The sequence below is a fragment of the Ruegeria sp. CDSB113 genome, assembly GCF_059611045.1.
In genome coordinates this window covers 389940-403869 of the sequence record NZ_JBXWOU010000004.1, presented here as the reverse complement: position 1 = coordinate 403869, position 13930 = coordinate 389940, and the positions used below count along the sequence as shown (strand labels likewise).

16 protein-coding genes and 1 pseudogene are annotated in these 13930 nt (G+C 56.7%); 8 read left to right on the top strand and 9 right to left on the bottom strand.

All coding sequences use genetic code 11. The annotated features are described in order from the left end of the window. Positions 1-210, bottom strand: a pseudogene (locus AC2FIS_RS10905) (hypothetical protein); the annotation flags it as partial. 54 nt (positions 211-264) lie between these two features. Then, positions 265-978, bottom strand: coding sequence for a uroporphyrinogen-III synthase (locus AC2FIS_RS10900; protein ID WP_496773336.1), 714 nt, complete (start codon positions 976-978; stop codon positions 265-267). Between the two features lie 96 nt (positions 979-1074). On the opposite strand from AC2FIS_RS10900, the gene tsaD reads away from it, so the two are divergent. From tsaD to AC2FIS_RS10880, 4 genes are read left to right on the top strand one after another with little or no spacing between them, the layout of a single operon-like run. After that, on the top strand, positions 1075-2172 hold the full coding sequence (gene tsaD, locus AC2FIS_RS10895; RefSeq protein ID WP_496773335.1) for a tRNA (adenosine(37)-N6)-threonylcarbamoyltransferase complex transferase subunit TsaD: 1098 nt from the start codon (positions 1075-1077) through the stop codon (positions 2170-2172). Next, positions 2169-3131, top strand: a complete 963-nt coding sequence (locus AC2FIS_RS10890; protein WP_496773333.1) for an NAD(P)H-dependent glycerol-3-phosphate dehydrogenase — start codon at positions 2169-2171, stop codon at positions 3129-3131. The genes tsaD and AC2FIS_RS10890 overlap by 4 nt, the downstream gene beginning before the upstream one ends. Position 3132: 1 nt before the next feature. Then, positions 3133-3402 (top strand): YciI family protein, encoded by a 270-nt coding sequence (locus AC2FIS_RS10885; protein WP_496773332.1) that lies wholly within the window; start codon positions 3133-3135, stop codon positions 3400-3402. Then, a complete protein-coding gene (locus tag AC2FIS_RS10880; RefSeq protein ID WP_109313844.1) occupies positions 3402-3824 on the top strand; it encodes an EVE domain-containing protein in 423 nt (140 codons plus the stop codon). Before AC2FIS_RS10885 ends, AC2FIS_RS10880 begins: the two co-directional genes overlap by 1 nt. 213 nt (positions 3825-4037) lie before the next feature. Here AC2FIS_RS10880 and AC2FIS_RS10875 read toward each other — a convergent pair whose 3' ends face one another. Then, positions 4038-4379 (bottom strand): DUF2853 family protein, encoded by a 342-nt coding sequence (locus AC2FIS_RS10875; protein ID WP_282153670.1) that lies wholly within the window; start codon positions 4377-4379, stop codon positions 4038-4040. A gap of 198 nt (positions 4380-4577) precedes the next feature. On the opposite strand from AC2FIS_RS10875, the gene AC2FIS_RS10870 reads away from it, so the two are divergent. Continuing rightward, positions 4578-5225 (top strand): DUF899 family protein, encoded by a 648-nt coding sequence (locus AC2FIS_RS10870; protein WP_496773331.1) that lies wholly within the window; start codon positions 4578-4580, stop codon positions 5223-5225. A 17-nt stretch (positions 5226-5242) separates the two neighbouring features. Here the strand turns inward: AC2FIS_RS10870 and AC2FIS_RS10865 are convergent, their stop codons facing one another. The 3 genes from AC2FIS_RS10865 to AC2FIS_RS10855 all read right to left on the bottom strand — a co-directional run bounded on the left by AC2FIS_RS10865 (position 5243) and on the right by AC2FIS_RS10855 (position 7815). Then, complete coding sequence (locus tag AC2FIS_RS10865) at positions 5243-5992, bottom strand: extensin-like domain-containing protein (protein WP_496773330.1); 750 nt, start codon at positions 5990-5992, stop codon at positions 5243-5245. 14 nt (positions 5993-6006) lie between these two features. Next, positions 6007-7395: an adenosylhomocysteinase gene (gene ahcY, locus AC2FIS_RS10860; protein WP_496773351.1), complete on the bottom strand. Its 1389-nt coding sequence runs from the start codon at positions 7393-7395 to the stop codon at positions 6007-6009. A 105-nt stretch (positions 7396-7500) separates the two neighbouring features. Then, positions 7501-7815, bottom strand: a complete 315-nt coding sequence (locus AC2FIS_RS10855) for a hypothetical protein (protein ID WP_282170565.1) — start codon at positions 7813-7815, stop codon at positions 7501-7503. 204 nt (positions 7816-8019) lie between these two features. On the opposite strand from AC2FIS_RS10855, the gene AC2FIS_RS10850 reads away from it, so the two are divergent. Then, a complete protein-coding gene (locus tag AC2FIS_RS10850; RefSeq protein WP_496773328.1) occupies positions 8020-8613 on the top strand; it encodes an HD domain-containing protein in 594 nt (197 codons plus the stop codon). On the opposite strand, the gene AC2FIS_RS10845 is transcribed toward AC2FIS_RS10850, so the two are convergent. From AC2FIS_RS10845 to AC2FIS_RS10835, 3 genes are all read right to left on the bottom strand, one after another. After that, entirely contained in the window at positions 8610-8981 is a 372-nt protein-coding gene (locus AC2FIS_RS10845) for a VOC family protein (RefSeq protein ID WP_496773326.1), read from the bottom strand. The genes AC2FIS_RS10850 and AC2FIS_RS10845 overlap by 4 nt on opposite strands. Positions 8982-9545: 564 nt before the next feature. Next, positions 9546-10100: an ActR/PrrA/RegA family redox response regulator transcription factor gene (locus AC2FIS_RS10840; RefSeq protein ID WP_058275167.1), complete on the bottom strand. Its 555-nt coding sequence runs from the start codon at positions 10098-10100 to the stop codon at positions 9546-9548. An 86-nt stretch (positions 10101-10186) separates the two neighbouring features. Next, positions 10187-10807: an SCO family protein gene (locus tag AC2FIS_RS10835; RefSeq protein ID WP_058275262.1), complete on the bottom strand. Its 621-nt coding sequence runs from the start codon at positions 10805-10807 to the stop codon at positions 10187-10189. Positions 10808-10899: 92 nt separating this feature from the next. On the opposite strand from AC2FIS_RS10835, the gene regB reads away from it, so the two are divergent. Both regB and AC2FIS_RS10825 read left to right on the top strand, forming a co-directional pair. Further along, positions 10900-12297, top strand: a complete 1398-nt coding sequence (gene regB / locus AC2FIS_RS10830) for a sensor histidine kinase RegB (protein WP_496721370.1) — start codon at positions 10900-10902, stop codon at positions 12295-12297. Between the two features lie 85 nt (positions 12298-12382). After that, positions 12383-13891 carry a PAS-domain containing protein gene (locus AC2FIS_RS10825; RefSeq protein WP_496773324.1) on the top strand — a complete coding sequence of 503 codons (1509 nt, stop codon included), beginning with the start codon at positions 12383-12385 and terminating at the stop codon, positions 13889-13891. Positions 13892-13930 lie beyond the last annotated feature (39 nt).

Below are 13930 nucleotides of genomic sequence, written 5' to 3'. Positions count from 1 at the left end.
TTCGGCTTCGGCTTCGGCTTCGGCTTCGGCTTCGGCTTCGGCTTCGGCTTCGGCTTCGGCTTCGGCTTCGGCTTCGGCTTCGGAAAGGGCCTCTTCTAGCGGCTCATCCGCGTCAACGACTGTCTCATCACGCTGCGAGGTGAATTCAACTGTTTCGTCCGACTTGGGGTCTTCCACCGGCTTTTGATCGGTTTTTTTCTTACGAGCCACCGCAACGTTCCCCTTATCGAATCCAATTTCATATGAATAACAGACCGCTCTAAGTTAATCAGTGGTCTCTCCACGCTCAACCCGCAACGCGTGTTTGACAAGCTTTTTCACGGCTTTCCGCATTTTCTTGGGTGTCGGTTCTTTGGCGATCTTCAGGCGCTCATAGCCCAAGGAATAAAGGGGCTCGGCCGTGGCTTCGCTGATGGCAACCAGCCACAAGGGCGCGGTTCCGGTCCAAATTTCGGCAAATTGTCGCGCCGTTCGGGGCGAAAACAACGGTGCGAGAACGGGTCTGTCACCGGATGTGGCCGCAGCCGCTTCGGATGTCAGCGGTAACAAACGCTGTTGATAAACAATCTGTTCGTGAACCGTCAGCCCCGATTCGGTCAGACGCCCGGCAACATTTCCCCGCGTATGTTCCCCCCTGAGATGCAGCAACGGGCTTTCAGGCCGGTGCTTCAACAGGTAGGCCACCAGTTCTTCGGCGGTATTGCCCACCATCATTGCATCCCATCCGGCCCCTTTGGCGGTTCCGGTGGTCGCCGAACCAACACAATAGGCGGGCAGATCGGGTTTAACGCCCAGCGAAGCGACGGCATTGACCGAGTTGGCCGAAGTAAAGATCAACCCGCGAATTCCGTCCGTTTCGACCGCAACCCTCAGGGGTCGGATTTCCAGGATCGGAGAATAGATGACATCCACTCGCGACCTGACGCGGTCTGATAGTTGTGCGACAAACCTTTCAGAGGCGGCGCGAGGGCGGGTCATCAACAAATACAATGGCGGGGCCTTCGGCCTTGGGATTGTTTGCGTCCGCGCAGGGTGATACCCCGCTTGCGTGTCATGATGCAACGGATCAGGCCTATGGTGCAAACACTTACCGTTCTTGGATTGGAAAGCAGCTGTGATGACACGGCCGCCGCTGTTGTGCGCCAATCCGATGGTGCGGGTGCCGAGGTTCTGTCGTCTATCGTTCACGGTCAAACCGAGTTGCACAGCGCATTTGGCGGGGTCGTGCCCGAAATCGCAGCGCGGGCCCATGCCGAAAAGCTGGACACATGTGTGGTCCAAGCGTTGGAGGCCGCCGGCCTGACGCTGACCGATATGGATGCGATCGCCGTCACTGCGGGTCCCGGCCTGATCGGTGGGGTCATGTCCGGCGTCATGTGCGCCAAGGGGCTGAGTGCCGCGACCGGACTTCCCCTGATAGGCGTAAACCATCTGGCGGGTCATGCGCTGACGCCACGTCTGACGGATGGTATCGCCTTTCCCTACCTAATGCTGCTGGTTTCAGGCGGGCACTGCCAGTACCTGATCGCGCACGGACCCGAGCAATTTACCCGACTGGGCGGAACAATTGACGATGCCCCCGGCGAGGCGTTCGACAAAACCGCCCGCCTGCTAGGCCTGTCGCAACCCGGTGGTCCTTCTGTGGAGACTGAAGCACGTTCTGGCGATCCCAAGCGTTTCCGGTTTCCCCGACCTCTGCTGGATCGGCCGGGATGTGATCTCTCCTTTTCGGGGCTGAAAACCGCGTTGATGCGGCTGCGGGATCAGATTGTTGCTGAAAAGGGCGGCCTGACCCGTCAAGACCGCGCTGATCTGTGTGCCGGGTTCCAACAAGCCATCGTCGATACTCTGGCCGAGAAAACCCGCCGTGCGATTGACGGGTATCTTGAGGAAAACCCTACAGACCCGGTTGTTGCGGTGGCTGGTGGTGTGGCCGCCAACACCGCCATTCGATCCGTATTAGAGACTGTTTGCGCGGAAAAAGGCGCTCGGTTTACCGCACCGCCACTCAACTTGTGTACCGACAATGCCGCCATGATCGCCTATGCCGGGATGGAACGGTATCGCATAGGCGCACGCGACGGGCTGGACCTGACCGCCCGTCCACGCTGGCCGCTGGATAAAACCAGCCCCGCGATGTTGGGCGGCGGCAAGAAAGGCGCCAAGGCATGAGCGTTTCCGTTCTGGGATCTGGCGCATTCGGAACGAGCCTGGCCATTTCACTGGCCGGGAATGGGCCGGTTACGCTGTGGTCTCGGGATCAAGATCAGGCCCGGCACATGCAGACAGAACGTGAAAACACCCAGCGTTTGCCTGGCGTGGCTTTGCCTGCTGATATCACGGTGACATCGAACATCGATCAGGCGAACAAGGCTGATGTTCTGCTGATAGCTGTCCCCATGCAAAAGTTGCGCGATGCCTTGCATGCGCAGGCCTCTGATCTGGCCGGAAAAACCTTGGTGGCGTGCTGCAAGGGTATCGAGCTATCGTCCGGGCTTGGACCGATATCTGTGATCCGGCAAACGATTCCGGATGCACAACCTGCCTTGCTGACCGGCCCCAGCTTTGCCGACGACATTGCACGCGGGTTGCCAACGGCGCTAACCTTGGCCTGCGCAGATGACTCGCTGAGTCTGACGTTGCAACACGACCTGACCACTGCCAACCTGCGCCTTTATCGAACCACCGACATTGTCGGGGCGGAATTGGGCGGCGCCTTAAAGAACGTGATGGCCATCGGATGCGGCGCTGCAATCGGGGCCGGGTTGGGCGACAGCGCGCGCGCCGCCTTGATGACACGCGGGTTTGCAGAAATGCAGCGCTTTGCGCTGATGCGCGGGGCGCGACCCGATACGCTTATGGGATTGTCTGGATTGGGGGATCTGGTCCTGACTTGTTCGTCTGAACTATCCCGAAACTATCGCTTTGGCCTGTCATTGGGTCGGAATATACAGTTCGATACCCACACCACCGTTGAAGGGGTCGCCACCGCGCGGGCCATGACGGAAATTGCCACCGCCGAAGGGCTGGACATGCCCATCAGTATGACGGTGGCAGACCTAAGCAGTGGCGCATACAGTGTTACCGAAGCCATTCAAACCCTGCTCAACCGACCCCTGAAGGAGGAATAATATGCTGATCGCTCTCATCGCCCGTGACAAGGACGGCGCGCTGCAAACCCGGCTGGACAATCGCGCTGCCCACCTGGCCTATATCGAGGAAACGGGTGTCGTTGCGCAGGCGGGTCCCTTGCTGGACGGGGAAGCGATGATCGGTTCGCTGATCATTCTGGAGGTCGAGGACATGGCCGCAGCGCAAAATTGGGCGGACAACGATCCTTACGCAAAAGCCGGGTTGTTCCAATCGGTTGACCTGATTGCGTGGAAAAAGGTCATAGGCTGATGGCGTACTGGCTGTTCAAATCCGAACCATCGACCTGGGGCTGGGACCAGCAGGTTGCAAAAGGGGATGCGGGCGAAGAATGGGACGGCGTGCGCAACTATCAGGCGCGCAATTTCATGCGCCAGATGGCTGTCGGAGATCGCGGGTTCTTCTACCACTCGCAAAAGGACAAGGCGATTGTTGGTATTGTCGAGGTCTGCGCTGAGGCGCACCCCGACAGCACCACGGATGACGAGCGTTGGGAATGTGTGGACATCAAGGCCGTTCGCCCGTTTGCAACCCCCGTCACGCTGGACCAGATCAAGGCTGACGAACGTTTGGGGGAAATGGTGTTGGTCAAAAACTCCCGCCTGTCCGTTCAGCCAGTCAGCGAGGCGGAATGGCAGGTGATCTGCGATCTGGGCGGCACGCAGGCTACTTAATAACAGATTAAAGGGAAGGCCCTGACAGATGCAGAACCTTCCCTACCCCGCGTGCTCCCGACTCACCACACGCGTATGGAAATTTTGGCTCTGACCGTCCTGGTCACGTCCTGACACTAACCGATCCTTGCGGCGCAGTTCAAACGGCAAGTACTTAAAATTGGAAACGCCCGCCAGGGATCTGACGGGCGCTGCAAAAAAGGTGTGGCGGGATCAGCCGTAAACAGCCTCTTTGCCGAAGTGCTTGGTCAGCATGTAATACACGACGGCGCGGTATTTGTTACGCTCGGACATGCCATAGGTTTCCAGTGCTTTGTTGATCGCTTCCATCAATTCCGGTCCATCTGACAGGCCCAACTTTTTGATGAGGAAGTTGTTCTTGACCGTTTCCAACTCACCTTCCTGAGTTGCCGCGACAGTCGATGCATCGGCGTCATAAATTGCAGGTCCACAGCCGATTGTGACTTTGGTCAGCAGATCCATATCTGCGTCCATACCGCATTTGGACTTCAGGTCCTCGGCATATTTAGCGATCAGGTCGTCGCGTTTTCCCATGGTTATCTCCCGGTTGAAACTCGTTTTTGGCCATACCAGCGCCGCAGACACGGTAACGGGAGCGGGAATTTGCACAAAGGGAAAAATTAGCGGCATTCCCCCTAAACCCTGCCGGTCTGATCTGAGGCTTGATTTTGATGGCCCTTTATTTAACAATAAGGTTAAATATGTTACTTGTTCCAGAACCAGGAGGCTACAATGCCCGTGTCGCTACCCAACGAAACTTCGCAATACAGAACCGCACGAAACACCTTGCTGTCGGCAGAGGCTGAACTGCGGGCTCAGATTGAAAATGTTGCAAAGCTGCGCCGCGGTTTGCCCAAAGGCGGGGCAGTTCCGCAGGACTATGCATTCCGGTCGGACAAGGGTGCGCCGACACCGCTGTCGTCTTTGTTCGGATCACATGACACCTTGGCTATATACTCGCTTATGTACGGGCCAGATGCAGAGTCACCTTGCCCGATGTGTTCTGCCTTTCTGGACGGGTTGAATGGACAGATCGCCCATATATCGCAGAAAATCGCCTTTGCGGTCGTGGCGCAAAACACCTGTGAAAGGCTGGCAGCGCTGAAAGCGGAAATGTCGTGGGATGATCTACCGCTTTATTCTGCATTGGGCACAGACTATCAGCGCGACTATCTGGCTGAGGCCGAGGATGGAAGCCAACTGCCGATCCTGAACATCTTTCAGCGCGATGCGGACGGCATAAGCCATTTCTGGAGTTCCGAGCTGTTCTTCGAACCCAGTGACTGGCATCCGCGGCACGTGGATGCGGCGTGGCCCCTGTGGAATATTCTGGATTTCACACCACAAGGACGCGGAGATTTCTTTCCGTCCCTGCGTTAAATACCCGTCAAGGTGACCTATCGGCAATAACCCCAACCGGGACCCTGCAGATGAAAGTGGTTCGCGTGCAAGTGATTGAAATCAGGACCCAATACCACACGAAACCAATCACATGCGCCGCGCCAGATCTGGTGCAGAAATTGACCCTCAGGTCCTTCGGCGCCCCAATCGGATAGCAATGTCAGACTGCGCCCATCAGCGAATTGCAAACCAACAATATCAATGGAATCCGCCTTGGCATGGCTGCTCCAACCACTGCTCTGACCCTGAGCGGTCCGCATCTGGCGGCAATTGTAACTGCCCACATGCCGCAATCGGCTGACCTGCGTGCCCAAAAGATCTCTCGCAGTGGGTTGAACGACATGATGTTCCCACATGGCCAGCCGCAGAGTGGTCGCGCAACTGGTTTCAACTGCATTTACACCCGATGTCACCAGCGCAGACAACAGACCGCGCCCGGTGATGCCGCAATTCTCATCCACGATCAGATCATCCATCGCTTCAAAGTTTGCGCCGGCGTCGGCCAAGGCGGCGCGGCACTGTACTTCATTCGCCAGCGCGAGATTAAGCTGAAACCGGGTGATTGGCGTGACCGGCGCGGTGATTTTCAGCTCTCGCAAAGGGTTCCAATGCGATGGCACGGGTGTTTCCGGGTGCGCCAACAACCACCATCCGCCCCCTCCGAACAGGATGGATACAACGGCGATACTAAAAACAAAAGACGCCGCCGATAACAGGAATCGGCGGCGTCCGGTGTGTTTTCTCATGCGTTCTTTCGCACTCAATAACGGTAGTGTTCCGGCTTGTAGGGGCCTTCGGGCTTCACGCCAATGTAAGATGCCTGCTCGTTGTCCATCTTGGTCAGCTTCACGCCGATGCGATCCAGATGCAAACGCGCGACCTTCTCATCCAGATGCTTGGGCAGGATGTAGACGTCGTTGTTGTACTGATCGCCCTTGGTGAACAGCTCGATCTGCGCCAGAACCTGGTTGGTGAACGAGGCTGACATCACGAAAGACGGGTGACCGGTCGCGTTGCCAAGGTTCAACAGGCGGCCTTCGGACAGCAGGATGATGCGATTGCCCGAGGGCAGTTCGATCATGTCCACCTGTTCCTTGATATTGGTCCACTTGTGGTTCTTCAGGCTGGCCACCTGAATCTCGTTGTCAAAGTGACCGATATTGCCGACGATGGCCATGTCCTTCATCTCGCGCATATGCTCGATGCGGATCACGTCCTTGTTGCCGGTGGTGGTGATAAAGATGTCGGCAGATGCGACTTCGTCTTCCAGCAGCGTGACTTCGAAACCGTCCATCGCGGCCTGCAGGGCGCAAATCGGGTCAACTTCGGTCACTTTCACACGGGCACCAGCACCGCGCAGCGACGCGGCCGAGCCTTTGCCAACGTCACCGTAACCGCAAACCACGGCAACCTTGCCGGCCATCATGGTGTCGGTGGCGCGGCGGATGCCGTCAACCAGCGATTCCTTGCAGCCGTATTTGTTGTCAAACTTCGACTTGGTGACCGAGTCGTTCACATTGATCGCCGGGAACGGCAGTTGGCCGTCTTTCACCAGTTGATACAGGCGGTTCACGCCGGTGGTGGTTTCCTCTGACACGCCCTGAATCTGGTCGCGCATCTTGGTGAACCAGCCCGGGGATGCCGCCAAACGCTTGCCGATCTGCGCCTTGATAGCCTCTTCCTCTTCTGACGTCGGAACAGCGATGATGTCCTCACCCGCTTCGGCACGTGCGCCCAGCAGAATGTACAATGTCGCGTCACCGCCATCGTCCAGGATCATGTTGGGGCCTTCGTCGAACAGGAAGGATTTGTCCAGATAATCCCAATGCTCTTCCAGAGTCTGACCCTTGATGGCAAAAACCGGAATGCCAGCCTCGGCAATTGCCGCCGCCGCGTGGTCCTGGGTCGAGAAGATGTTGCACGATGCCCAGCGCACATCAGCGCCCAGCGCGACCAGAGTTTCGATCAAAACAGCTGTCTGAATGGTCATGTGCAGCGAACCGACGATACGCGCACCGTTCAACGGTTTGCTTTCACCGAATTCCGCGCGCAATGCCATCAGACCTGGCATCTCAGTTTCGGCAATGTCCAGCTCTTTGCGGCCAAACCCAGCCAATGAAATGTCTTTAACGATATAGTCCCCGGCCATCAGGTGCTCCATTTTCCGGTAAATCACAGTCCGGGCAGCCCCTAGCATTCCTTGGGGCAGGTGGCAACGCGAATGGCCGAAAACTGGGTGAACCTGTGGTTCAAATCAACTTGGTTCACCCTTTAGCTCTATCTTTGGTATCGCTTCAAAAAAATCTGTGCCAACGGCGACAATACAACTAATGCCGTTCGCCTGGGTCACCAGAACCGTATAGCTTCCGGTTGTCTTCGAGGTCCAAACCTCCATAACAGCCCGTGCGCCCCGCGTTTTCTGCAATCCGCCAAAGACCAGTTCTTCTGAATAACTGTCCTGCAGTTTGGCGATCACATGTTCGCGCTGTGCACAGCTTTTGGCGAAGGCAGGCGGCGCAGTGGCGGCCATGCCGAAGGTCAGGGTTATAGCAAATAGACGTTTGAACATAACATGCTCCTTTCGATACGCGTTTCAGTACGAGAGGGGCACAACTGAAAGGAGTACGCCCCCCTCAGTCCATATGTCGGGATCAAAACGTGCAGGTTCAAAGCACGAAAGCTCAATAAATTGTTGGCAGCCTGTGATCCAGACAGGTACATCATAGCACAAAAGCGCGAAGTTAACGTGTCCTACTTCACAAGGCATGGCAGAATGGCAACACAACCCAGAGCATGGCAGCGAATGCTTTCCGGTCGCAGACTGGATTTGCTGGACCCGACCCCTGTGGATATCGAGATCGAAGATATCGCGCACGGTCTGGCCTTTGTGGCCCGCTGGAACGGTCAGACAGCAGGTGATTTTGCCTATTCCGTGGCCGAGCACTCCCTACTGGTTGAAGAGCTTTTCGGCCGGATTTCCCCCAAAGCCCCGGTAAAATGGCGATTGGCCGCGCTGTTACACGATGCGCCGGAATATGTGATCGGAGATATGATCTCGCCCGTTAAATCCGCCGTCGGTCCCGACTACGGCGCGCTGGATGACCGGCTAGCTGCGGCGATCCACATTCGTTTCGGCCTTCCAGCGGAGGTGCCGAAAACAGTGAAACGGCAGATCAAGAAGGCCGACAAGATCAGCGCCTGGATGGAAGCGACACAGATTGCGGGGTTTTCCGAGGCTGAGGCGACGAAGTTCTTTGGCCGTCCTGATAAGTCAGTGATGGAGGGGTTGGAGATCACGCTACGCCCGCCGGTTGAGGTGCGGCGGGCGTATATGGAACGTCACATAGCGCTGCTGGCTAAGCTTTAGCCGAAGACGTAAAAACACAGTTTGTTTCCGTCCGGATCGCGAGCATAAGCGCCGTAGAACCGATCAGGGACGCGCTGGCCGGGTTCTCCTTCATCTGTAGCACCAAGACTGATTGCCTTCTCGTAGAGCGCCTTAGCCTCATCCTTGGAGTCAGCTGCAAAAGCAACCATTCCGCCATTGCCGGTCTCGCAGGCTTCGCCATCATAGGGTGTGCAAACGGCGAGCATCGGCGCCGAAGGGTCATTGCCAATGAAAGCGATGCGACCCGCGTCGATCACAACTTTTGCGCCCTTGTCGGCAAACAGTGTCGTGTAAAAACTTTTAGCGCGCTCCAAGTCCGAAACGCCGATGGTCACATAGCCGATCATTTAAGATATTCCTGTTTTGCAATAGTTCTTCGTGGCGAACAGTCTGAGCCAGAAATCATATTGGCAAATCACGAAGCGGTGACTTAACTAGGTGCAGACAGCCCAACATTGGGACTTGGGGCATTTTTCCTGTGTTTCTACTAAGAGAAAATTTTGAAGACTTGGTACAGGCCCAAGTATACTCCCAGAGTTACCAGCACCAACAGTGTCACACACCCGATAAGATGATATAAGAATTTGAGTTTCTCGGCGTTGAACTCGCTAGCATCAAAAGGCTTGGAAGAAGGTCGCGGACGCCATTGAGTAATGAAGCCAGGAAACACTGCGACAAGGCTGTGGACCACCCCGGTCACTGTCAAAACTGAACAAATTACCAGTCCAAAAAGACTCGCTGACACTCCTGTAACTGTCCAATGATCATTCCAAGAATCGGAAACAATCAACACCACAATAATCATTGAAATCGACCAGATTGCACCCATAGCAACGGCCCCTAAACGTTGCGGAACTGTTTCAGGAGCTGATCGGGCCAGTAACTCTAGCAATTCAAGAAGACGATCTTCACTACCGCGGACTACGTTTCGCCAATATCCGTTGCAATGTCCGGCGGTGCATGTTCAAGCGACGCGCAGTCTCGGAAACGTTCCGGTCACACAGCTCATAGACACGCTGGATATGCTCCCAGCGCACGCGATCCGCGCTCATGGGGTTTTCCGGAGGTGGGGGCAGTTCGTCGCCCTTGGCCAGTAGCGCATTGGTGATGTCCGTGGCGTCGGCGGGTTTCGACAGGTAATCCGTGGCGCCGATCTTGACCGCAGCAACGGCGGTGGCAATCGCACCGTATCCGGTCAGGACCACAACCCGGCTGTCGGGGCGCTTTTCGCGCAAAACTTCGACCACATCCAAACCGTTGCCATCTTCGAGACGCAGGTCAACGACCGCGTAGGCCGGCGGGCGGGCGGTGGAAATGGCGCGGCCTGCGGCGACGGAACCTGCGGTTTCAACCTCGAACCCGCGTTTTTCCATCGCTTTTGCCAGACGTCTCAGAAACGGTTCGTCATCGTCCACCAAAAGCAGCGTTTTATCGGGGCCGATGTCGAGGTCAGAGCTGTCCGCCATATTCTGTTCTTTCCGCTATTTCACGCCTTTGGCTTAACCATGAGTAATAGCAGCGCCATCCCAAAGGTCAAACAACCCGTCGTTTTCTAGATTTTGTCGAGGAAACACCCAACCTTGTCGGCCATCTGCTCGGCGGTGTCGTCCCGGTTGAAGAATTCGATGAACCCATCCTCGGGCGTGACAAGATAGGTAAAGGTCGAGTGGTCTACCAGATAGTACTCATCGCTTTTGTCATGGGCCTTGTAGTAAGTTTTGTAGGCCTTGCTGGCGGCCTTGACCTGCTCAGGCGTGCCGGTCAGCGCGATAGTCTTACCGCCCAGGTTAAAGGCATAATCGGCCATCACTTCGGTCGTATCGCGATCCGGGTCAATTGAAATGAACAAGGGCGTCACGGACTGGCCACGCTCGGCCAGAATGTCCACAGCCTCGGCATTGCGGGACATATCGAACGGGCAGACGTCGGGGCAGAAGGTATAGCCGAAATATACCAGCGTCGGCTCGGTGATCACATCGGTGTCGGTGACTGTTTCGCCCTTGCCGTTGAGCAGTTCAAAAGGCCCGCCGATGGCCGCCGTCCCGCCAGCAATCTGACTGGTCCGGCATTGTGCGAACTTGTCATCTGATCCGGCACCGCGCGTCAGCAGCCACATGGCCCCCAGGCCCACGGCAAGAACAACGGTTGCGAGGATGGCGTAAAGACGGACCATGACATCAATCCTGACATAAGAGGGGTTGTTGATCGTTTCGGCCGGGACACCTATCAAGAAGTTCAGCCGATGCAACAGGACATAATCGACCGATGGCAAATTCCAACATCACATTATGGCGCGGTCAGGAACGCAGCAGCTGGATTCGGCTACGCACCCTGATCCTGTTGCGCTGGGTGGCCATTTTCGGCCAGATCACGGCGATCACCGTCGCGCAGCAAACTTATGACATCCAGCTTGACGCAACGCTTTGCTATCTGGCGATTGGCGTCTCGGTCATGGGGAATCTGACTGCAATTCTGCTGTTTCCCCGCAACAAGCGCCTGTCCGAGTTCGAGAACTTCCTGATGGTGCTGTTCGACCTGCTGCAGCTGACCATTTTGCTGTACCTTACAGGCGGGCTGAACAACCCGTTTGCGCTGTTGCTGGTGGGGCCTGTCACGATTTCCGCGAGCGTCATGAGCACCCGGTCAACCCTGATAATCGGCGGCGTTGCCATTGCCTTGACAACACTTCTGGCCGAATTCCACCTGCCTTTGCGCACCGCATTGGGGGCAGAACTGGACATCCCAGATATTCTACTGTTCGGAAACTGGGCCGCAATCGTCATCGCAATTGTCTTTCTGGGCGCGTATTCGCATCGCGTCAGCTCAGAGGTGCAGTCCATGTCCGAAGCGCTGGCCGCCACCCATATGGCGCTTGCGCGCGAACAGAAGCTGACCGATCTAGGCGGCGTGGTCGCCGCCGCCGCGCATGAGCTGGGCACGCCGCTGGCAACGATCAAACTGGCGAGCTCCGAGTTGATTGAGGAATTGGATGACCGGCCCGACCTTATCGAGGACGCCGCCCTGATCCGCGAACAGGCGAACCGTTGCCGCGATATCCTGCGAGACATGGGCAGGGCGGGCAAAGATGATCTGCATTTGCGACAAGCCCCGCTTTCGACCGTGGTGCACGAAGCAGCCGAGCCGCATATCAACCGTGGCAAGACCGTTCATTTCTTCGAAGGCCCGGCCGAGGATGGCGATGTGCAGCAGCCCTCGATCCTGCGCAAGCCCGAGATCATTCACGGCCTGCGCAACCTGATCCAGAACGCGGTGGATTTTTCGCGCGGAAATGTCTGGGTCGAGGCGGAGTGGTCCACCAAACAGATCACCGTCAGTATCATGGATGACGGTCGTGGATATCCGTCGCAGATGATCGGTCGGATCGGCGATCCCTTCATGCGTCGCCGCCGGAGTGAGACCGACAAAAAGACCCGTCCGGAATATGAAGGCATGGGCCTGGGTCTTTTCATTGCCAAAACGCTGCTTGAACGCAGCGGAGCCGAGCTGGATTTCGCCAACGGATCGGACCCATACCAAACCCTGTCGGATAACCCCGAACGCCGGGGCGCGATCGTCAAGGTGACCTGGCCACGTAACCTTGTGGATGCGCAAACTGGTGATACGCCTGTGCCTTCAGGTGTAAACCAACGGTTTCAAACCTGACCTGACACTGGCGAACATTGGTTAAGACCCCGTTAACCATTAAGGCGCATAGTACGGTTTCTTGGTTTCGCGCACCGGAGGGCGCATGGTCGACTGGATCATTCTGGCCATCATCGGCCTTGTTTCCGCAAGCCTTGCCGTGCAGTGGCTGTTGCCCCGCAGGCGGGAACGGGGGGACAACTTTGGGCTGTCCTCACCTGCCTCCTTGTTTGATGCAGCCTTCTTGTTTGATGGTGACCGACTTATCAGTCACTCGGACATCGCGCTGGAAGGGTTCGAGCAGGTCCGCGACTGGGCCGATCTGTGCCGACTGCTACACAGGGATTTTCCGACATTCCCCGAGACACCTGATCGGGTCCGGCGTGAAGGCAATTTGGTCATCCCGGCCATCGATTGTACGGTTGAACGCGATGTTCTGTGCGAATGGATAGACGGCATCGTGCGCGTTCAGTTACGCGACAGGACCGAATGCCTGTCGATGCCTCAAAGCGCATCAAATGATCCAAACCGCCTTGCCATGGAAAAGGCACCCTATCCTGTCTGGCTGTTGGATCATCAAGGCGATGTGCGCTGGTGCAATGCCGCTTATGTTTCGCTGGTGCGCAAAGTGCGGGATCAGGACACGGACCTGACCGCACCATTGTTTCCGGTCCCCGATGCCGACCAACGGCTAAGCGCAAAGGCGCGGGTCTCAATTTCTTCGGCGTTCAGTGAAAACAAGCTGTGGTTCGATCTGACGTTGGTAGATCACCCCGAAGGGCACTTGTCTTATGCCGTGGACATCAACGCAATCGTCGAGGCGGAGATGGCGCAGCGCAAATTCGTTCAGACCATGACCAAGACCTTTGCGCAATTGTCCATCGGGCTGGCTATTTTTGACCGTAACCGTCAGTTGGCGTTGTTCAACCCGGCCCTGATCGACCTGACCACCCTGCCCCCGGATTTCCTAAGCTGCCGCCCCGGCCTATCCAGCTTTTTCGATCGCCTGCGGGATCAGCACATGATGCCCGAGCCCAAGAACTATCGCAGCTGGCGCAGTCAGATGAACGACCTTCTCGAAGCGGCGGAGGACGGAAACTATCAAGAGACATGGTCCCTGCCCTCGGGCTCGGTTTATTCGGTCAGTGGACGCCCGCACCCGGACGGAGCGGTTGCCTTCTTGTTCGAGGACATCACTGCCGAGATCACTCTGACCCGTCGGTTCCGGTCAGAAATGGATCTGATGCAATCCATTCTGGACAAACTGGCCGATGCCATCGCCGTCTTCAGTGACGATGGTACACTGGCTTTTACCAATTTCGCCTACCAACAGCTTTGGGGTGATACAGGCGACGCAGGCTTTGACGCGGACTCCGTTCTTGAGGTGACCAAAAGCTGGCAGGAACATTGCACCGCGACACCAATCCTTGGCGAAATTCGCGATTTTGTAGAGGCGCGGGAAAATCGCGCGGAATGGTCAGGCGTGATCTATCTGCGAAACGGTATCCAGGTGTTGTGCACTGTCAGCCCGATGCAGAACGGGGCCACCATTGTTCGTTTCTCGGTGGATCGGGATGCGCTGATGCGGCAAGAGGCGCAGCAAATCAGCGCCTGAACCGGGTTGCAGCCAACCGGGCGCAAGGCCATTGTGGCG